Source organism: Bacteroides faecichinchillae JCM 17102 (assembly GCF_000614145.1).
Lineage (GTDB): Bacteria > Bacteroidota > Bacteroidia > Bacteroidales > Bacteroidaceae > Bacteroides > Bacteroides faecichinchillae.
Genome location: NZ_BAKK01000014.1, coordinates 14168 through 35500 on the forward strand (window position 1 = coordinate 14168; position 21333 = coordinate 35500).

General features: G+C 39.7%; 13 protein-coding genes and 3 pseudogenes. 8 read left to right on the forward strand and 8 right to left on the reverse strand.

All coding sequences use genetic code 11. The features are described 5' to 3' along the window. Nucleotides 1-134: 134 nt before the first annotated feature. A pseudogene (locus JCM17102_RS26925) lies at nucleotides 135-2505 on the forward strand (TonB-dependent receptor). 603 nt (nucleotides 2506-3108) lie between these two features. Here JCM17102_RS26925 and JCM17102_RS09080 read toward each other — a convergent pair. Continuing rightward, complete coding sequence (locus JCM17102_RS09080; protein ID WP_025074886.1) at nucleotides 3109-4008, reverse strand: helix-turn-helix domain-containing protein; 900 nt, start codon at nucleotides 4006-4008, stop codon at nucleotides 3109-3111. A 181-nt stretch (nucleotides 4009-4189) separates the two neighbouring features. Here JCM17102_RS09080 and JCM17102_RS09085 point away from each other — a divergent pair, with 181 nt between their 5' ends. The 6 genes and pseudogenes from JCM17102_RS09085 to JCM17102_RS31470 form a co-directional block, all read left to right on the forward strand. Next, nucleotides 4190-5251, forward strand: coding sequence for an efflux RND transporter periplasmic adaptor subunit (locus JCM17102_RS09085; protein WP_025074887.1), 1062 nt, complete (start codon nucleotides 4190-4192; stop codon nucleotides 5249-5251). Beyond that, the gene (locus JCM17102_RS31460; protein WP_275564349.1) at nucleotides 5251-7065 is read left to right on the forward strand and encodes an efflux RND transporter permease subunit; all 1815 of its coding nucleotides are present in this window, start codon (nucleotides 5251-5253) and stop codon (nucleotides 7063-7065) included. The genes JCM17102_RS09085 and JCM17102_RS31460 overlap by 1 nt, the downstream gene beginning before the upstream one ends. 8 nt (nucleotides 7066-7073) lie before the next feature. Next, nucleotides 7074-8420 (forward strand): efflux RND transporter permease subunit, encoded by a 1347-nt coding sequence (locus JCM17102_RS31465; protein WP_275564350.1) that lies wholly within the window; start codon nucleotides 7074-7076, stop codon nucleotides 8418-8420. Between the two features lie 35 nt (nucleotides 8421-8455). Continuing rightward, nucleotides 8456-9730, forward strand: coding sequence for a TolC family protein (locus JCM17102_RS09095; protein WP_025074888.1), 1275 nt, complete (start codon nucleotides 8456-8458; stop codon nucleotides 9728-9730). 771 nt (nucleotides 9731-10501) lie between these two features. Further along, nucleotides 10502-11683, forward strand: coding sequence for a TlpA family protein disulfide reductase (locus JCM17102_RS09105; protein ID WP_025074889.1), 1182 nt, complete (start codon nucleotides 10502-10504; stop codon nucleotides 11681-11683). Nucleotides 11684-11785: 102 nt separating this feature from the next. After that, nucleotides 11786-11913, forward strand: a pseudogene (locus tag JCM17102_RS31470) (helix-turn-helix domain-containing protein); the annotation flags it as partial. 106 nt (nucleotides 11914-12019) lie between these two features. Here the strand turns inward: JCM17102_RS31470 and JCM17102_RS09110 are convergent. The 4 genes from JCM17102_RS09110 to metA form a co-directional block, all read right to left on the reverse strand. After that, the gene (locus tag JCM17102_RS09110; protein WP_025074890.1) at nucleotides 12020-12535 is read right to left on the reverse strand and encodes a GNAT family N-acetyltransferase; all 516 of its coding nucleotides are present in this window, start codon (nucleotides 12533-12535) and stop codon (nucleotides 12020-12022) included. Between the two features lie 44 nt (nucleotides 12536-12579). Beyond that, nucleotides 12580-13524: a zinc ribbon domain-containing protein gene (locus tag JCM17102_RS09115; protein WP_051572870.1), complete on the reverse strand. Its 945-nt coding sequence runs from the start codon at nucleotides 13522-13524 to the stop codon at nucleotides 12580-12582. An 86-nt stretch (nucleotides 13525-13610) separates the two neighbouring features. Next, entirely contained in the window at nucleotides 13611-15440 is a 1830-nt protein-coding gene (locus JCM17102_RS09120) for a peptidase U32 family protein (RefSeq protein ID WP_025074892.1), read from the reverse strand. Nucleotides 15441-15446: 6 nt separating this feature from the next. Continuing rightward, entirely contained in the window at nucleotides 15447-16364 is a 918-nt protein-coding gene (gene metA / locus JCM17102_RS09125) for a homoserine O-acetyltransferase MetA (RefSeq protein WP_025074893.1), read from the reverse strand. Between the two features lie 182 nt (nucleotides 16365-16546). On the opposite strand from metA, the pseudogene fdxA reads away from it, so the two are divergent. Next, nucleotides 16547-16716, forward strand: a pseudogene (gene fdxA, locus JCM17102_RS26935) (4Fe-4S ferredoxin). 146 nt (nucleotides 16717-16862) lie between these two features. On the opposite strand, the gene JCM17102_RS09135 reads toward fdxA, so the two are convergent. The 3 genes from JCM17102_RS09135 to JCM17102_RS09145 all read right to left on the reverse strand — a co-directional run bounded on the left by JCM17102_RS09135 (nucleotide 16863) and on the right by JCM17102_RS09145 (nucleotide 21257). Then, nucleotides 16863-18056 carry a pyridoxal phosphate-dependent aminotransferase gene (locus JCM17102_RS09135; RefSeq protein WP_025074894.1) on the reverse strand — a complete coding sequence of 398 codons (1194 nt, stop codon included), beginning with the start codon at nucleotides 18054-18056 and terminating at the stop codon, nucleotides 16863-16865. Between the two features lie 82 nt (nucleotides 18057-18138). Further along, a complete protein-coding gene (locus JCM17102_RS09140) occupies nucleotides 18139-19353 on the reverse strand; it encodes a bifunctional 3,4-dihydroxy-2-butanone-4-phosphate synthase/GTP cyclohydrolase II (RefSeq protein ID WP_025074895.1) in 1215 nt (404 codons plus the stop codon). Between the two features lie 5 nt (nucleotides 19354-19358). Further along, the gene (locus tag JCM17102_RS09145; RefSeq protein WP_025074896.1) at nucleotides 19359-21257 is read right to left on the reverse strand and encodes an LptF/LptG family permease; all 1899 of its coding nucleotides are present in this window, start codon (nucleotides 21255-21257) and stop codon (nucleotides 19359-19361) included. Nucleotides 21258-21333 lie beyond the last annotated feature (76 nt).

Genomic DNA, 21333 nt, shown 5'->3' on the forward strand with positions numbered 1-21333 from the left:
ATTGTATACGAGTATTTATCAGACATCGTTCAGGATAATCACAGTATGTACTATCCGAAGCCAATATCCTAATAAATGAGGATTGACTAACTAGGATATTTGTCTTTACTTTGCACCCGACAAAATAACTGCAAATGAAGAAAAAAAATATTTTGATTGTCCTCACTCTTTTAACGACAGGGACTGCATGGGGAGAAGATTTCCCGAAAGACTCACTGAAAGTGGTAGATATTGAAGAAATAGTAGTGATTGCCGCTCCTAAAGAGAATCGTAAACTGCGCGAGTTGCCTATGGCTTCAACGCTCCTGTCTCAAAAGGACATGCAAGCCAATCAAATAAAATCAGTCAAAAACCTGTCAGCCATTGTTCCCAATCTATTCATTCCGGATTATGGTTCTAAATTGACTACCTCTATTTATATTCGCGGAATCGGTTCACGCATCAATACTCCTTCCGTAGGACTTTATGTAGATAATATCCCCTATATCGACAAGTCTGCTTTCGACTTCAATTATTGCGATATTGAACGTATTGATATTCTTCGCGGTCCTCAGGGAACACTCTACGGGCGTAACACAATGGGGGGCTTATCAAAGTACATACCAAATCACCGTTCACTTATCAAGGAACAGATATCCGTATGGGAGCAGCGACTATAATGACTACAATGTTTCGTTGACTCACTATCATCGTATTTCCGACAAATTTGCTTTTTCCACTGGAGGATTTTATGAGCATACAGGAGGGTTCTTCAAAAACGTAGCGCGTAACAATGAAAGAGTGGACCGTAGTAATGCAGGCGGTGGACGCTTTCGTGGAATCTACCTTCCAACGGAGAAATTGAAAGTAGACATGACTCTCAATTATGAATATGGTGACCAAGGTGGATATCCTTATGAATATACAGGAGCCATAACAGGAGAAGAAAAGCGTCCGGAATATATTGGTAAAATATCCTATGACAATCGTAGCAGTTACCGTCGTGGACTATTGAATGCAGGAGTAAATCTGGAATACCAGGCTAATCACTTCATTCTTAGTGGAGCCACCGGCTACCAAAACCTGAATGACCGCATGTTCCTTGATCAGGATTTTACAGAAGAAGATATTTATATATTGGAACAAAAACAAAGAGCAAATACGGTCTCAGAAGAAATTACTTTCAAATCGAAACCGGGAAGTAATTGGCAATGGGCTACCGGTGTTTCCGGATTTTATCAATGGCTACATACAAGTGGTCCGGTACAATTTCGGAGGGATGGAGTGAAAACAATGATCGAAAAGAAAACAAATGATATCTTTAGCGGTTTAACAGGCGCTCCTCCAATGAAAATGACTGCCAATAATCAGACTTTAACAGTAGGTGGCAAATTTGACACTCCCATATTGAACGGGGCAGTTTTCCATCAATCCACCTTTAATAATATTCTAACCGAAGGATTATCAGCCACTATCGGATTGCGACTAGACTATGAAAAACTAAAAATGAACTATAACTCTGTCAGCGACCCTTTAAATTTCGATTTCTCAGTAGCAAGCCTTAGCAGTAGTGGTATGGAAGCTATGAGCTCTTTTATTGGCAAGGAATCTACCGACTATATGCAATTGCTTCCCAAGTTCGCTATCCAATACGAATGGAAAAAAGGAAATAACCTATACACCACAGTCTCTAAAGGTTATCGTTCAGGAGGCTATAACATTCAAATGTTTTCCGACCTGGCAACCGGTGCTCTAAAAAATTCAATGTTAGACGCATTAGCTGCCGATCCTAATTTCTCTAGAATGGCAGGTATGATTCAAAAACTAAAAGATAAACTTCCGGAAGTTAGCGAAGCTACCCAATACAAGCCTGAATATTCCTGGAACTATGAAGTAGGAAGTCACCTTACTTTGTGGGAAGGTAAACTTTGGGCAGATCTTGCCGCTTTCTACATGGATACACGCGACCAGCAAGTTTCACAATTTGCCAAAAGTGGTCTTGGACGTATCACTACCAATGCCGGAAAGAGCCGTAGTTATGGTGTCGAAGCCGCCCTTCGCGCCAGTCTGACAAACGCTTTGAGCTTGAACGCCAGCTACGGATATACGTATGCTACCTTTACCAATTACGTGATTATGCAGGAAGATGCAGAAGGCAATCTCGAAGAGAAAGAAAACTACAATGGTAAATATGTACCATTTGTGCCTAAACACACCTTGAATATAGGTGGTGAATATGTTTTCACATGTAACCCACGTTGTATCTTCGACCGAATCGTTCTCCAAGCAAACTACAGTGCTGCCGGACGTATCTACTGGACAGAACAAAATAATGCAAGTCAGTCTTTCTATGGCACATTGAATGGTAGAGTAAATTTCGAAGTAGGTAATGCCATGATCAGTTTCTGGACGCGCAACGCGCTAAACAAAAATTACGCTGCATTCTATTTCGAAACGATGGATAAAGGTTTCAAGCAACAAGGACGTCCGATACAATTAGGAATAGATCTCCGTTGCCGTTTCTAAATCGCTCATACCCTCTGTCATGCTTCATCATATCCGGTTGGCATACAACCAATTACGATGAAGCTTCTTTTTTATAGTAATTTAGAGATGCAAAAACATAGAAAAAATAAACGGATCAAACATACAGAATTGCAGCTATTGAAATAGTGCCAACAAGAGCTATGAATGATAGCTAAATTTCATATCAAAAAAGACGGCGCAATGCAACTAACTATATATCAGAATAATACGTCAAAATATGACTATGACCAAAAGTATTTTCATTTACTAAAAACAAGCCTTATTTGCGAAAAAAACATCGAATAGATTACTATCAAACCTCGTTATGTTTGAAAAAAAGATCGAATAGATTGAAAATGATCTTCCTATAGATTTTAAAAGAATAAACTAATATAATTAGAATCATAGCCTATAGTTAAAGTCAAAGAAGTACTAGAGTCACCTGACTCTAGTACTTCTTCCAACCTGCTCCAGTACTTCAATCGTCCAAGTCTAGTACTTCAGTTACCTAACTCTAGTACATGTTCCCAACCATTCTTGTACTACAATCCAAAAGATTCCATGTCCTAACCATTCAGGACAAAACTTATTAAGAGCATACAACTATTTATTTTTATACTCTTTCGGAGACATCCCCGCACACCGCTTAAAGAACTTCCCGAAAAAAGATTGATTCGGAAAATTCAATTGTTCACTGATCTGCTGGATGGTCAACTTTCCCGATTTCAATAATGTTTTCGCCTCCAGAATCACATAACCATCAATCCATTCTCCCGCCAATTTCTGACTAACCTTATATATAACAGAAGAAAGATATTTAGGAGAAAGACACAGCAAATCCGCATAAAACTTCACACTCCGTTCCTTCCGATAATGCGTTTCCACTGCACTGATAAAATTATAAAAAATCTCTTCCTGGCGTGTACGTGGATACTTCGACTGCAACTCTGCCTCTTTGATCACCACCGGTGCCATCCGATAATACATAATCTGAACGTATGATTGTGAAATAGAAATTCGGAAAGGATGTTCCTCATCCAACAGAGTCTCCTTTATAGCACGATATACCTTCACAAACTCCGGCACATCTTTCTCTTCAAAAGTAAAACAGTATTTTTCCTGCAAGCATTTATAAAAAGACATCACTTGCATTGTCTTCTCTGTAACAGGCATAAAATCATTCCGGGTAGCCACCATGAATCCTCGAAAATCATCCGAAGTAGAAAGTACTTCGAAAATAATTCCGGGGATGATGATTACAAACATATTCGGATGCAGAACATATTCCTTCAAAGCAATTCTAATCTGTAGTTCTCCTTCCAGACAGAATAACACCATAGACATTCTGGCTTGCACCGGAAAACTATTGTGCGGCTGTTGTGCCATTTGTCCTGCAGAAGGTGAATCGATATTATCCAACAATACAATCTTTCCTTCAATAAAAGTAGCCATGTCTATTTCGGCGAGATGTGAGATATCAAGCAAAAAGATATTTTGGTCCATGTTTATATAAAAATTAGAATAATCGACGACAAATTTAATCTATTTGGAATATAAAATCCATATTATTCAACCAAATGACCAAAAAAGCATTCCTTTTTACCTTGAATCATACCTAAATAAGAGAGAATTTTGCAGCCGAAAATGAAATGATTATTTTTCAATCAAACAAAAAGCGACAACAATGAATGTAAAAAGGTGGTTTATGCCAGCAATGATTTTATTACTGGCAGCTTGTAATACCAACAAGGAAGAGAAGTTCGTACGAAGTGTAAAACTAGTCCAACCAGTAGCGTTAGGTAATGTATCTTATAAAAGTTTATCGGGAACAGTAAAGGAATCGCGGGAAATTAGCCTAGGATTCAAAACCGGCGGACAAATTGATAAGATTTTAGTAAAAGAAGGTGATTTTGTACGTCAAGGACAGACTATTGCAATGTTGGATCAGGAAGATTATCAACTCGGCGTAGACGCTTATCAGATTCAATACGATCAGATGAAAAACGAAGTGGAACGTATGAAACAATTGTACGAGGCAAAGAGTCTTAACGGAAATGACTACGAAAAGGCAGTCGCAGGACTGGAACAGCTTCGGGTACAATTACAGATAAATAAGAATAAACTGGAGTACACAACTCTAAAGGCCCCAGTTAGCGGCTATATACAAACGGTAAATTACGAAAAAGCGGAAATGGTACAAGCCGGTTCGCCCATTGTCAATTTGCTGGATGTTTCTAAAATTGAAGTAGAAGTTGATATCCCTGCCAGCCTATATATGCAGCAGGATAAGTTTTCAGGCTTCTCTTGTGCTTCTTCGCTGTCACCAAATGTCAGCCATCCTCTTACGCTCATCAGTATTAACCAGAAAGCAAGCAGTACACAACTTTATAAAATGCTCTTGTCTCTCACCGACAATCACTCTACCAAACTTACGGCGGGTATGAACGTAGTGGTAAATATTTCGCTGACAGATGCGCAACCGAACATAACCGGATTTACCCTTCCGGTAAACTCAATTTTTAGCGAACAGGAGAAGAGTTATGTATGGGTATTAGGAAATGATTCCACCGTCAGCAAACGTGAAATAAAACTGCAAGGAATAGATACCACAGGAAAAGCCATCATCACAGAAGGTATTCAAGGTAATGAACAAATTATCAAAGCGGGAGTACATTCACTCACCGAAAACGAGAAAGTGCATGTGCTTCCCGAATCAGACAAAACCAATGTAGGAGGATTATTCTAATGAAATTTGCCTTAACCGAATATTTCATCAAGCGCCCGACACTGTTCTGGTCGCTAATGGCAGCTCTACTCATTGCAGGAGTACTATCTTTCGTGCAAATGCCGAAACTCGAAGACCCCGCTATCGGAGTAAAACAAGCGATGGTCGTAATCGTATATCCTGGAGCCACAGCACACGAAGTAGAATTGCAAGTTGCACAAGTCATGGAAGATGAATTGCGCACGATCCCTAACGTAAAGAAAATCAGTTCGGAATGTACCAAAGGAATGGCACAGATTACTGTTGAATTTCAGGAAACAGTACTGATGACAGCTATCGAACAGCATTTCGACCAACTCCGCCGTAAAGTAAGCGGTGCCGTAAACAAACTACCGCAAGGATGTTATGAACCAATTGTAATTGACGATATGATGGATGTCTACGGCATGTTCTATGCACTGACTTCCGACGGTTACGAATATCCGGAAATGTACAAGTACGCCAAGATGATCCGCCGAGAATTACTTGGTGTCAAAGGCGTAAAGAGAATCAACATTTATGGTAACCGGGATGAAGTAATCAACATTACCTTATCAAAAGAAAAGATAGCCCGCAACGGTATTATCCCGACACAAATCATGAGTGTGCTGCAAGACGCTACTAAAACAGTGGATGCAGGAAACTATCAGGACGGTGACCAGAAAATACAGCTACGAATCACCAATCGCTCACAGAGCGTGGAAGATGTCAAGAATCTGATTGTCCAGACTTTAGACGGAAAGCAAATGCGTATCGGTGACATTGCAGAAGTAGAGCGTACTTATAAAGATCCGCAAGAAAATGGCTTCTTTGTAGACGGTGAACAAGCATTGGCTATTTGCATCTCTATGGAAAATGATGCTATCGTGCCGGACGTTGGAAAAGCAGTGGAAGCCAAACTGAAAGAAATCATGCCCAATGTACCGGTAGGAATGGATATGGAGAAAATCTTTTTCCAACCAGATAAAGTAGACGAAGCAATTAGTTCCTTCATGGTCAATCTGGTGGAATCCGTTCTTATTGTTATCATTGCCCTCATCTTCACAATGGGCCTCCGAAGCGGATTGATTATCGGTATCGGTCTGATATTGACTATTGCCGGCTCCTTCCCCATCCTGCTGATGTGCGGCACAACGTTGCAACGTATTTCGTTGGGTGCCTTTATTATTGCAATGGGTATGCTAGTCGATAATGCCATTGTTATCATCGATGGTATCTTGGTAGACCGAACACGAGGGCTAGGACCGAAAGTCTATCTTTATCGTATTTGTAAAGCAACCGCTATGCCGTTATTAGGAGCAACTCTAATTGCAGCTTCTGCGTTCCTGAACGTATTCTTATCCAAAGATACCGCCGGAGAATATGCCCGAGACTTATTCCTTGTGCTTTGTGTCAGTCTGCTCGTCAGTTGGATATTAGCACTGACTCAAGTCCCGATGTTTACCAAATACATATTGCCACTTCATGTACGCAAAGTAGGATATGAAGAGCAAATTGGCAAGATGCAACAGGCCGTCAGAAAGATTATCATCAAACTAATTAATTATAAAAAGCTGACTATAGGTATCTCAGTGGTAGTGTTGATAGCCTCATTCCTCGGTATGACCAAGATCAAAAATTTGTTCTTTCCTGACTTTAGTTACAAACAATTCGTCATCGAATATTTTACCCCTTATCAAACTAATCCTGAGCAAGTGAAACTGGACTTACTGGAAATGAGCAAACTGGTGAAGGAAAACCCGAACGTAGAACGAGTAGCCGCTTCAATGGGAAGTGCACCTGCCGCTATTGCCTAGTTCGTCCAATGACAAGTGGTGGAGGTTGTTACGGGGAGTTGATTATCGACTGTCCCGATTATGAGACAGTGGTAGAAGAACTTCCCAAAATACGCCAACAACTGCGCGAACGTTATCCCGATGCCTATATCCGTGCACGTAAATACAACTTCTCTATATCAAGCACGCACACTGTCGAGGTGGAATTTACAGGCCCCGACCCTGCCGTGCTCCGTGATCTTGCCGGACAAGCTGAAGAGATTATGCGTAAATGCAAATATGTAGATACCTATTCGGTACAAAACAACTGGAAACCGACAGGCAAAGCACTGACCGCTCAATACATGGAACAAGAAGCACGCCGCTCGGGCATCAGTCGTGCTAATATTGGGAACGCATTACAGGCAGCTACCGACGGAATGGTTTGTGGTGTGATCAATGATCAAGACCAGCAGGTAATGCTCAACTTCCGTATTCGTAATGCAGACGGAAGTAAGATTCAAGATCTGAACGATATTCCGGTATGGACAGACATTAATATTAAGGTGGACGATAACGATATCAACCAACTGATTACAGGTAGCAAAAGCTCCGAAGCCATTCAGGATGATATGTATAAAAGTGCACCTATGAGTAATGTCACCCATAATATCGACCTTGGCTGGGAAGAACAGATGATACTTCGCGTGAACGGTTCGCGTCATATTGAAGCAGAATGTGATCCGGACTATACACAATGGGAAGCGACTCCAGCCAAAGTGAAAGCAGATATTGAAGACCAAATCAACAAGATTAAGTTACCGGAAGGTTATACTATGGGCTGGTCAGGAGAAATTGCCAAACAGGGTGATTCCATGGAAGGGTTGATGAAGTACGGACCAATTACTCTATTCATCATTCTAACCATCTTATTATTGCTATTTAGCAACTGGAAGAAAGTGATTCTCATCTTGCTTTGCTTTCCGTTCGTTCTCTGCGGTATCACTCCGGCATTGCTCCTAAGCAAACAGCCATTCACATTTATGGCAATTATCGGGGTGATGGGATTGATGGGAATGATGATTAAAAATGCCATCGTTCTGGTGGACGAAATTACACGTCTCACCAACGAAGAGCAACAGCATCCTTATGATGCGGTAATCAATGCGACAGTCTCACGTACTCGCCCAGTTATAATGGCCTCTGTTACCACGATTCTTGGTATGTTGCCATTAGTCACAGACCCAATGTACGCTTCGATGGCGGTCACCATTATGAGTGGTCTTGCTATGGGAACCATTATTACACTGGCACTTTTGCCTCTGTTCTATACGGCTTTCTTCCATATCACACCACCTCGTACACGACCTAAAACAACTAAAACTACTAATGAATAAAAGAATATCCCTGAGTATATGAAAAGGACTATTTTATGGATAGCATTGGGCTGGCAGTCAATCTGCCTGCCTTCGCCCAACTTCAACTTTCTCAAGCAGAATGCCGGAAAATGGCATTGAAGAATAATGAAGAAATGAAGATAGCGGAAAACTCTTACAGACAGGCAAAACTAGATAAAGAAATCGCCTTCGCCGCATATCTTCCCGAACTAGAAGGTTCATTAACTGGTATCTACCGCAAAGATATGGACCTGATGGGTGCAGAACTGCAAATGCGTGGAACATATCTGGCAGGACTCACCTTGACCCAGCCCATATTTACCGGTGGAAAAATCGTTGCTTCCAACAAACTTGCCAAAATTGGTGTAGATTGTGCAGAAGAATCACTCCGAAAAACGGAGATGGATATTATCGCCGAAGCTGATAATGCTTATTGGACATACATTGCTGTGGGGGAAAAAGTTAAACAACTGGAAGCTTATCAAAAGCAGCTGGACGAATTGTATCATCAAATAGCCAAGAGTGTGGAAGTCCAAATGGCTACTCAGGCTGACCTGTTACGGGTAGATTCCAAACGTAGCCAGATACTTTATCAATTGAAGAAAGCTAAAAATGGAGTTGAACTTTGCCGAATGTCTTTATGTAGTACATTAGGAGTTGATATTCATACCACCATCCAAGCTACTGAGACAAATATAGAAATCACCTCACCTCAGCAATTGGAAAGTAGCATTCTTATGCGTCCCGAATACAGATTACTGTTAAATCAGGTAGAAGCCCAAAAGCAGCAAATCAAAGTGGCACGTGCCGATATCCTCCCGACTTTCGGAATTTCCGCTCAATATTCTTACTACGGTAATCTCAAACTTGCCGGACAAGCGGAAGACGGAACGCCCTTCAAACAGGAATATAAAGATGGATCTCCCATGCTAATGGCATCTATCAGCGTTCCTCTTTTCAGATGGGGAAAAGGGCTGAAAGGAATAAAGAAAGCTAAACTGAATTACCAAAATGCTCAGTTGGACTTGCAGAGAAACGAACGTTTACTCAATATAGAACTGCAACAGGCTATTCAGAATATAGCAGATGGTTACAATCTAGTAGAAACTGCCAATATCGGAATGTCACAAGCAGCTGAAAACTTACGTAATATGCAAAACAGTTACGATGTAAGCATGTGCACATTAACCGATTTATTAGATGCACAGGCACAATGGCAAGAAGCATACAGTAACCAGATTGAAGCAAAGACTCAGTATAAGATTTATGAATCGGAATATATGAGAGTTTCGGGACAATTAAAACCTTAGCAGTACCTCTATACATCAGATGCAAACTTATCATAGTCTATCAGTTCACCAGAGTTCCGGCTAATAGAGATCAGACTATGATTAAGTTGCAACTGATTTGATCTCCAAAAACTACTTTTCTTTGACTTTCTATTTAGAAAAAGGAACATTAGAAAGAATCTCACATTATTATAGTACCACTCACTTTTCATTGTAATATCATAGAAAGTCAATGATTACATAAAAGACCTTAATTACCCATATAATTAGAAAGAAAAAAGAGAAACTTTCATCTTATTTCTCTATTTTTGTACAACCGTACATTTATAGATGTATGATTTACATAATCTTATTTTTTATATCAATCTGTCCGGCCATCCTTTTCGGACAATCCCAATGGAAAAAATATCTTCTCTCAGTGGTGATATAGAAATACCGAATGGTGATAATCAGCAGATTTATGGCTTACCAAGACTGGTATGAGATTTAATAAAGAACAGCCTTATAATCATATTAACAAACACTTTATAATATACTAATGAAGAAGTTACTATTACTATTTATTACTGCTACAACGTTAAGTTATGGGGCAGAAAAAACGTCTATTGAGAGATTAGTTTACGGAAAACCCAAGACTCAGTTATCTTTGTAGCACCGCCGATAGAGGGCATCACATTAGGATTTACGGATACATTATATGCTACAGAAGGGAAAAAAGCGACACTGCAACTGGAGATAAATGATTTATCATCTGTCTATTTACAACATGGGAAAACATTTTGTAATGTCATCGTGGAGCCAGGTAAAAATTATTCCATATGTTTCGATTATGGAGCTGATCCTATCATTCAGATCAGTGATCCTGTACAGATGTTGAGAAACAAAGTATTTCGGGATAAGAATTTTTATAAGTATGAATTTGTGAGAGATTATAAAGCCACTCCACTTGATACGATTGGTGCCAAGATGCGCGCTAACTTCGATGCTTTGCTAATGGCGGATAAGAAACAATTTGAGAAATTAGAGATGAGCCAGGCTATGAGAAAGTTCATAGAACTGGATTTGGAATTATATTGGATGGGATCAATGGCTAAAGTGATAAGAGCAAATTTTAGTGATTGTTCCAGAAACGAAAAGCAGATGTATGACGATTATATGAAAGAGTGGTCCAAAATATACAAAGATTATCCACTAACAACACAGATGATACCTTCACAATACTTTGAACCCTATGTAGAAATAGCCACAGCTCTCAAATCAGCAACAGACGGAAAAGTTTGTAACTTTAAAACCGCTCAGGAATATTATGACTATTTATTCAATAATGTGCGATTAATAAAAAACAAAAAAGTAAAACAAGCATTTTGGGCACAAGCTTTGTTTATGGAAGCCTTAAACAACAAACGATTTGAGAAGATACTGAAGAAATATATAAATGAATTTCTGACTACATACCCTAATGAAGGTTTCAAAACGACTTTCATTCCATTTATAAAAGCAATAGACCATTTCTATGCAAAAGCTGATAGCGATTTCGATAAGAATGTTTCATTTGTGGAAAATGGAGATAGTATTAAGACATTCCAAGAATTACTAGCAAAGTTCAAAGGAAAGCCTGTACTTGTGGATTTTTGGTTCAGCACTTGTGGACCATGCGTGAGTAATTCTAAAAAATTTGGAAAAGAAATGGAAAGATTTACTGAGCAGAATGGTATTACATTACTTTGCGTTTCAATAGATCAAGATAAAGAGCAATGGCATAATGCCATAAAATACTATGAGATTGGTGGTAATCACATCAAAGCATGTAAGAGGCTACACGAAGATATTTATAAAGCCTATAGTATATACATGTTTCCACACTATATGCTTGTAGGTCCCGACGGTAAGATACTGATTAACAAGTTAAAGGACCTAAGCGAAGGTGACGATTTCTACAATCAAATCCATGATGCATTAGAAAAAAAAGAATGATGTTTCATTGATTAGAATTATCTTAAACCGGAATAATTTAACTCATTCTGGAATAGTTATGAACTAAATGACAAAAGAATTATTTTTAGGTATAAGAAGAAAAGAACAAATAATTACAATCCGATTGAAAAGATCAGCGAACTCTACGAACGTCTTTAAAAGAAAAAGACGAAAAATATGCTACTTTAGAGCAACGGTTGCAAAATATTGAGCAAAGCATGCAAAAATAGAGTTTCTTTTTATCACTCTTATGCAGATCAATATAAAGCAATACAAGTTAGGAACCTAAATGCTAAAATATTCCGAAGTATTCAATCACTCTGAAAGAAGAATATATTATTTGCCTTCTACGCTCATACTAGGAGGTAAATACACCTGATAAGCAATACGTTCTGTACCATTTTTCACGTAAATAATGCCACAACGCTGAAAGCCATGCTTCGTCAAAATGTGTTGCATCACTTTATTATCACGATGTGTATCCACACGAATATTACCACAACGTTGAAAGCACCAATCTAAACAAGCTTCCGACACCCCTCTTTGTTTACCGCTTGTTGCCATTCGATGAATCACTCCGTAAGGTTCATCATTGAGCCAAGCACCATCATAGATATGCTGATAGGTAGGATCTTCTCCCAATATAAAACAAAAAGTTCCTAGAATTTCACCTTGTTCATCCGTACAAACAAAACTATGACCGTCTTCGATTTCTTGGCGAATCAAAGTCTCGGAAGGATAACCATCCATCCATTGAGTAGTATTTCCATTTGCACGCATAAAGGTACGTGCATAATCATAAATATTCATTACGATAGGAAGATCTTTCGGTTCAGTAGCGCTGATTCTCATTATTCAATCGATTATTAAAATGTAAGGATTAGGTAAATATGACATCATTCATTGATCGCGCCACAATGTGGACACACACCTTTCTCTTTTATTTTCTCTCCACAATGACCGCATCGATATCTATAACCAATATTTCGATGTACTTTCTTGGCAAATACCCAGACGAAAAATGCCAGGAATAAATAACCAATATAAATATGAGTCATCAAGATAAAGAAGAAATAACAGAAAATGCAACAAGACATCAGTCCCAGCAAATAGAATATAGCTGTTGCCGGAGTTAATTGACGGAACAGATCATCGAGTACCGCCAAAGCAACAATCAAGAAAAGCCAGATACTCAACAAGAAAATAGAAAGTATAAAAGGAACTTTAAAAGGAGATAACGTCGGATTATAATAGAAATGTTCCCACGTTCCCGGAACGAAAACTTGTACCGATTCATAAATTGTGGCACTAAAAGCCATCAACAAACACAAAAACAACGGATAAACACTGGCAATATCATTGAAGTAAACCAACTGCAATTGTTTACGACGAAAGACACGGAACAGATATACCCCAACAAACAATGCAAAGATAATCACAAAATAGGAAGCATGAGTATTACTAAAAAGGTGAATCGCTTGCGAAATACTATCGGTAGGCGCAAAAGCTTTTTTCAGTTCCGTCTCCCGTATCCAACCTTGTTCATCCTGTGTATGCGCCAGTTTCACCCAGACAGTATCTATACTATCAGCAGGATGTACAGCAAATTCGGCTACTACAACACGATCTCCCCTATATAATGTGATGTACTTTTCTTTAATAGGTAAACACTCCAATATGGAAGAATCTACCATTACTTCTAGGTTTGTATTCCAAGTATAATGCCGTTCGTAAAGATAATCCAAAGAGTCTTTTATTTTCTGCGGAATCTCCTCCGAAGACAGATCGGGACGGGAGTAAAAACATGATGAAAGAAATAACAGACAAAACAGCAAATTCATTACATAACGGCAAAAATTGGCACTAGGTTTCTTCTTCAACGAATCAACCTTCGTGACACTCTGTGCTACTCTGTAGTGGAATATGCTCATTGTGCAGTTTTTACTTTCATTTGACAATTCTTACAATCGAACTCAAGACAGAAGCGCTTTCCATCGTTCGATACCAGATAGTAAGGCTCTTTATAAGGTGATCTCTCCCGTTGATGAATAGGACACCAACCCATACTATAACGCAAACAATGTTTACAAAACATCAATATAGCATCTTCTAGCTGTGTTTTTTCGTAAGCTTCAGCAACACGTTGCACTCCATGATCCTGATAAAAAGAAACAGCACGTGTATTCATCACATTTCCCAGATAGGTCAAAGTGGTTTGAGGAAAAGCATGAGTAGTTTGTTTCCACACTGCCAATTCTTGACGATAATTGATCTTTCTGGCAGCAATCAGCTTTTCTACCGCCTGACGACGAAAATCAGCTAGCACAGAAGCCGGAAGGAACCAATTCTTCGCAAAAGAGATTTCTATCTTTTTCGCTTCAAATGGGGTATTACCCAATTTGCCCAGTTGCGTCTTCAGATTCTCCTCCTGTGGGGTACGAGCCGGTTCTTTGTCACGGTGAATGGAAAGTGTAATGCTATTATCGTCTTCATCGGTGAAAGTCAAAGAGAATCCGAAATTATTATCAGCAAGAAGGATATCAACGGCTATCTTGCGCTCGGCCGATTTACGGGAAAGCAACCGTTCAAACTCTTGATCAAAATTACGATAAAGGACAGTTCGGGGTTTGATACGCGGCATTTCCTGTGGATAAAGTTTATTACCATCCACCCGGTTGATACGAAATCCCTGCAAACGTCCCTGTTCATCTATATAGCAAACACCATCTCCATTGTTAAATGATTTCAACCCGGCAACTGTCAGATAATTACTACGGGCTTCTTTCATTGTTCCCATCTCCTCTCCTAATGATTTCGGTGTATCAAAAGAAAAGATATCCCGGTCACGACCATGCAAAAAGTAATGAGTAAATCCCCGACTGAAACTTTTGTTCAATTGTGGCTGAAATTCAAAACGGGATGTCCCCGAAGAAGCACGTACATATTCGGAACGACGGGCAAAGATGGCATCCAGTTTTTGCCGATAGGCAGCTGTCACGTTTTTCACGTAAGAGACATCTTTCAAACGACCTTCTATTTTAAAGGAAGAAGCACCAGCATCCAGAAGTTGTTCCAGTTCATCGCTCTGATTCAGATCTTTCAAAGAAAGCAAGTGCTTATCTTTTACAATTACCTTTCCTTCGGCATCGACCAGATTGAAAGGCAACCGACAAAATTGCGCACATTCTCCACGATTTGCACTACGTCCGAAACAAGCTTGACTAACATAGCACTGCCCACTGTAACTCACACAAAGAGCACCATGAACAAATATCTCTAAAGGAACTTCCGGACAGGTTTCATGTATCTTTTTAATTTCCCGAATCGACAATTCACGCGCCAACACTACCTGACGAAATCCAGCTTTCCACAAGAATTTAACCTTTTCCGGTGTACGGTTATCCATCTGCGTACTGGCATGAAGGGGAATTGGCGGAAGATCCAGTTTCGTAATTCCCATATCCTGAACAATCAGCGCATCGACTCCAATCCGGTATAAGGCATGAATCATTTCTTCTGTCTCCTTCAATTCTTCTTCTTTCAGTATCGTATTGACAGTGACATAGATACGGACGTTATACAAGTGAGCATGATTTACCAATGTTTCAATGTCTTCCAATGAATTCACTGCAGCAGCACGAGCACCAAATTTAGGTGCCCCGATATAGACAGCATCCGCACCATGATTGATAGCCTCGATACCACATTCCAGATTTTTCGCCGGAGCCAGAAGTTCTATTTTACGCTGTTTAACCATTCAGTATTATTCGATATCATTAATATTATAAGGAGTCTCCTGATAAACAAAGTAGTTCAACCAATTGGAAAATAAGAGGTTGGCATGAGCTCGCCAACGCACCAATGGGCCTTTTTCTGGATCATTATCAACATAATAATTGCGAGGCATTTCAATAGGTAGCCCTTTGTTTAAATCACGACGATATTCCGTATCCAACGTCAAAGGAGAATACTCCGAATGTCCGGTCACAAAGAACTCACGCCCACCGCGAGCCACCACCATATAAACGCCTGATTCTTCAGACTCTGAAAGCAAAGTAAGTTCAGGAACTTTCAGAATGTCTTCTTTCCGCACTTCCGTATGACGACTATGAGGCACATAGAAGCAATCATCGAATCCACGAAAAATCGGATGCAATGGTTCCAACACACAATGCTCAAAAATACCAAACATTTTCTGATCCAAAGAATATTTGGGCACTCCGTAATGATGATACAGTCCGGCCTGAGCCGCCCAGCATATATACAGAGTAGATGTGACATGTGTTTTCGCCCAATCAAATATCTCCGTTATTTCATCCCAATAGGTCACCTCTTTGAAGTCCATCTGTTCTACTGGTGCTCCGGTTATAATCATACCGTCATATTTTTCATCGCGCATCTGGTCAAAGTCCGTATAGAACGCTTTCATATGCTCTACCGGAGTATTTTTGGATGTATGACTCTTGATCTTCATAAACGAGATCTCCACCTGAAGAGGTGTGTTTGAAAGCAATCTAACCAAATCTGTCTCCGTTGTAATCTTCAACGGCATTAGATTCAATATGACAATCCGTAGCGGACGAATATCCTGTTGCGTAGCACGGGAAGCATCGATCACAAAAATATTTTCTTCCTTTAGCAATTCTATCGCAGGGAGTCTATCAGGTAAATTTAAAGGCATATTATTGCTATGTATTAGTAATTTGTCTGCAAAAATACGAAAAATATAGCACAAATAAGACGTGTCTCTTATTTAGAAGAAGTACAAATTAAATCATTTTAATCATAGAATCATATCAAGTAACAAATAAAACGCTTATTTTTGCCAAACGAATTAGTACTAATAATTTAAATCTTAAAAAAATGGCTTACGTAATTAGTGACGATTGTATTGCTTGCGGAACTTGTATCGACGAGTGTCCGGTTGAAGCTATCTCTGAAGGTGATATCTATTCTATCAACCAGACGTATGTACTGACTGTGGTACTTGCGCAGACGTTTGTCCGTCTGAAGCTATTCACCCAGCTGAATAATACAATCTACTCAAAAAAGTGAAGGCTGCTTTCTACGGAAGGTAGCCTTTTTTTATGGATGGATGGGTACACTCAAATAACAAATGCGACGGAGCATTTTCCTTTCTGGAAAACTTCCGCCGCAGTAATTTTATTTCGTCTGTCGATTATTTCAATTTAGCCAACGCTTCCTTGATACGGCAAATAGACTTTTCAATGTTCTCATCACTTGTAGCATAACTCATACGAATGCAGTCAGGAGCACCGAACGATGCACCGCCTACACAAGCTACATGAGCTTCTTCAAGCAAGTACATAGCTAAGTCATCTGAATCTTTAATTGTACGCTCACCACAACTCTTACCAAAGAAGCTATCGCATTTCGGGAACAAGTAGAAAGCACCTTGCGGTACATTTACTTCAAATCCCGGCACTTCTTTTGCCAACTTAACGATTAAGTCACGACGACGTTGGAAAGCCTTCTGCATTTCTTTAACTGGCTCTTGTGTACCTGTATAAGCAGCCTCAGCAGCTTTCTGTGATACAGAACAAGGACCTGAAGTGTATTGACCCTGTAACTTATTACAAGCTTTCACCAACCATTCCGGACCGGCAATAAAACCAATTCTCCATCCTGTCATGGCGTATGCTTTAGAAACACCATTTACAATCACTGTACGTTCCTTCATTTCCGGAAATTGAGCAATACTTTCGTGTTTACCGATATAGTTGATATGTTCGTAGATTTCGTCAGCAATTACTATTACTTGCGGATGTTTAGCCAATACAGTAGCCAATCCTGCTAATTCTTCCTTAGTATATACAGATCCAGTCGGATTAGACGGAGAACAAAGAATCAATGCCTTCGTTTTCGGAGTAATAGCAGCTTCCAACTGTTCCGGAGTAATCTTGAAATCCTGTTCGATACCTGCTGAAACAATCACAGGAGTACCTTCTGCCAATTTCACCATTTCCGGATAACTCACCCAATAAGGAGCTGGCACAATTACTTCTTCACCCGGATTTACCAACACCATGATTGCATTACAAACAGATTGTTTTGCACCATTCGCACAAGAAATCTGAGCGGCAGTATATTCCAGACCGTTCTCTTTTTTCAGTTTCTCAACAATCGCATTACGCAAAGCGGGATAACCCGGTACCGGAGAATAGCGAGAGAAATTGTCGTCTATAGCTTTTTTCGCAGCTTCTTTGATGTGGTCAGGAGTATTGAAATCTGGTTCTCCTACACTTAAGTTAATAACATCAACGCCTTGTGCCTTAAGCTCATTACTCTTTTGAGACATGGCAAGTGTCGCCGATGGCGACAAGCTGTTCAAACGATCTGATAATTGATTCATTTTGTATCTATTTTATTGTTATTGAGTGAAATTCGTTGCAAAATAAGAGATTTTATTTGATATATGAAAACAAAACAGCAATTTACTTATTAAAATGTAATATATGACCCATTCTCTCTTTTTTCGTTCTCAAATACCGTTCATTATACTGATTAGGAACCGTTTCAACAGGAACATTTTCGACAATCTCCAATCCATAGGCCTCCAAACCTACGCGTTTTACAGGATTATTTGTCAAAAGCTTCATCTTGTGTACTCCTAACTCTCTAAGAATCTGCGCACCTACCCCATAATCACGTTCGTCAGCCAAATGCCCCAGACAAATATTTGCATCCACTGTATCCATTCCGTCCTCTTGAAGTTTATAAGCTCTCATTTTCTCCATCAAACCGATGCCACGACCTTCCTGATTGAGGTAAACAACAACTCCTTTTCCCGCCTGGTCGATCATCTCCATGGCTTTGTGCAACTGTTCACCACAATCGCAACGTCTGGAACCGAAGATATCACCTGTTGTGCAAGATGAATGTACACGTACCAGAATAGGCTCGTCTTCCTTCCAAGTACCCTTAAATAAAGCTACATGTTCCAAACCATTTGATTTCTGCCGGAAAGGAATCAGACGAAACATACCATGCTCGGTCGGCATACTTACTTCTACCCCTTTTTCTACAATGGATTCTTGTTTAAGACGATAAGCAATCAAATCGTTAATAGAGATCAACTTTAATCCATGTTCATCTGCCAGCTTACGAAGCTCCGGCAAACGTGCCATCGTACCGTCGTCGCTCATAATCTCCATCAAAGCACCAGCTGGATAAAGTCCGGCAAGACGTGCCATATCAATCGTTGCTTCTGTATGTCCGGCACGACGCAACACTCCTTTTTCTTGTGCATAAAGCGGATTAATATGTCCCGGGCGGCCGAATGTAGACGGTGTAGAAGCAGGGTCTGCCAATGCCTGAATCGTTGCAGCACGATCATTAGCAGAAACGCCGGTTGTACAGCCTTCTAACTTGTCAATCGTAATGGTGAAAGGAGTACCCAATACAGAGGTATTGTCACTCACCTGATGTGGTAAGTCCAATTCTTTACAACGAGACACTGTGATAGGCGCGCAAAGTACTCCACGCGCATACTTTAACATAAAGTTTACTTTCTCAGGAGTTATCTTTTCAGCAGCTATAATTAAATCACCTTCGTTCTCACGATCTTCATCATCCACTACTATAACGAACTTGCCTTCTTTGAAATCGGCAATCGCATCTTCTATTTTATCCATTTTAATCTCTTCCATAACATTTATTTATTAATATTCTGTATGATGAATTGAATTTGTTCATTGTTCTTAATGATCCGCTCCATATCTTTAGATAACCGGACACGAAATGCCCAGATACGGAAATAAAAGAATAAACCAATAGGGAATATGACTCCGGCAAGCAGATTCATCCAATATTTATGGAACGGACGTATATGAGCCGAAACGGGAATAATGGGATAATTGTTTAATGTATTCACTAAAGTAACCGACTTCGTGTTGGACATTTCTTCTATTAACGATTCTAGTTGCTCGTTGATAGCCACCACTTCATCGTCCTTCTCACCCACCATCCATAGTTTGAAATAATTTGGTGCTTTAGTCAAGCGATTCTTCGCCATGTAAGCTTTGCACTCAGTAGTAAGGCGGTCTAAATCTCCTGGTAAACGTTCATAATCAGGATCATTAATTACTACTTCCTTCTTAAACAAATGACGCATACTCCGGATACCGACAATCTTCTTGAACCAATTAATATAAGCATCGGCATTAAGCACCACTGAATCTTTATTCGATTTGTAGGTAAGGAAAAAACCTAAAGGAGCCAGAATAGCACTACTGGTCCACATTCCCATCCATACAACCCATTTTCCGTCACGTGCCATCTTATAACCTGTATTATCTATAATGTAATAGATAATAAATACCATTACAGACACAATCACAGGCATACCAAGCCCCCCCTTACGAATGATACCACCTAAAGGAGCCCCGATGAAGAAGAACAGTAAACAGGACAATGATATGGTAAATTTCTTATGCCACTCGGTCCGATGTCTACGGATACGGGTATCATTGTCTGACATCTGGAAAGTCTTGAAAGAGATATCATTAGATATATTCTCTGCTTTACCTGCTGCTGCTGTAATCACCTTCTGTTTCTGCGCCAACGATGCTATCTCATAAAGACTGTCTACATTATATGTACGAATATCCGCTTCTTCTATCTTTATTGTATCTTCCTTACTCAACGTGTAAGATGGGCGGAAATTACCCTGTGATACTTCCGTATAATATTGCCGCCCGATGCTATCACCGACCAACTTCATTGAGTCAATAGAGGCTTCCAACTGTTTCATATCTTTGGCTGAGGACTGCTTACCCATAATATCACTGTCCACCATATTAAAGTCGGAATTAAACTCAATGATCGAATGTTTTTCACGAAATGATTCACGACGATAAGGCACATTCTGCGCTTTCACATTCTGTGCTTTCAAATTTTCAAACAAGTCACCACTATATAAATGTAGCCAAAGATGTTGCTTATCAGCTGTCATCTCCATACGGCCGGAGTCTGCGTAGATAATATGTGCATTTTCAAAACCATCGCGCAGATTATAGATCAACACATCATATAGCATACCGGTTTTTCGATCCTTCTTGGCAATCTTCAGGTTGTAATCCGGTATTTCAGAATAGAACACTCCTTCCGGAATATCTACTTCCGGAGATTTTTGTTTCATCGAAAGAATCAGAGTCCCCAGTTTAGCCTGAGCGATAGGTCCGACAACATTCTGAAAATAAAAGGAGACGCCCACCAACCCGCAGACAAAAATTGCAAGCGGACGCATGATTTTAAGCAAGGAAATACCAGCTGCTTTCATTGCAAGCAACTCATAACGTTCACCAAAGTTTCCGAAAGTAATCAAAGAAGCCAACAACACAGCCAATGGCAATGACAATGGCACCAACGTTAAAGCAGAATAAAAGAAGAACTGAGCCATAACACTCATCTCCAATCCCTTTCCAACTAATTCGTCAACATATCTCCATAAAAACTGCATCATGAAAATGAAGAGACAGATGAAGAATGTACCGATAAAAAGCAGAAAAAAGCTCTTAACGATAAATATATCTAATTTCTTTATGCGTAGCATCTTAAACAGGTTCTTCGTGCATTTTAAGATGCAAAATTAGTATAAAAAAAGTAGCCTAGGAAATTTTTAATTGAAA

Coding starts and splice junctions, on each gene's coding strand:
- JCM17102_RS09080 (WP_025074886.1), bottom strand. CDS start 4,008: ATGGACCAAAATATCTTTTTGCTTGATATCTCACATCTCGCCGAAATA.
- JCM17102_RS09085 (WP_025074887.1), top strand. CDS start 4,190: ATGAATGTAAAAAGGTGGTTTATGCCAGCAATGATTTTATTACTGGCA.
- JCM17102_RS31460 (WP_275564349.1), top strand. CDS start 5,251: ATGAAATTTGCCTTAACCGAATATTTCATCAAGCGCCCGACACTGTTC.
- JCM17102_RS31465 (WP_275564350.1), top strand. CDS start 7,074: ATGACAAGTGGTGGAGGTTGTTACGGGGAGTTGATTATCGACTGTCCC.
- JCM17102_RS09095 (WP_025074888.1), top strand. CDS start 8,456: ATGGATAGCATTGGGCTGGCAGTCAATCTGCCTGCCTTCGCCCAACTT.
- JCM17102_RS09110 (WP_025074890.1), bottom strand. CDS start 12,535: ATGAGAATCAGCGCTACTGAACCGAAAGATCTTCCTATCGTAATGAAT.
- JCM17102_RS09115 (WP_051572870.1), bottom strand. CDS start 13,524: ATGAATTTGCTGTTTTGTCTGTTATTTCTTTCATCATGTTTTTACTCC.
- JCM17102_RS09120 (WP_025074892.1), bottom strand. CDS start 15,440: ATGGTTAAACAGCGTAAAATAGAACTTCTGGCTCCGGCGAAAAATCTG.
- metA (WP_025074893.1), bottom strand. CDS start 16,364: ATGCCTTTAAATTTACCTGATAGACTCCCTGCGATAGAATTGCTAAAG.
- JCM17102_RS09135 (WP_025074894.1), bottom strand. CDS start 18,056: ATGAATCAATTATCAGATCGTTTGAACAGCTTGTCGCCATCGGCGACA.
- JCM17102_RS09140 (WP_025074895.1), bottom strand. CDS start 19,353: ATGGAAGAGATTAAAATGGATAAAATAGAAGATGCGATTGCCGATTTC.
- JCM17102_RS09145 (WP_025074896.1), bottom strand. CDS start 21,257: ATGCTACGCATAAAGAAATTAGATATATTTATCGTTAAGAGCTTTTTT.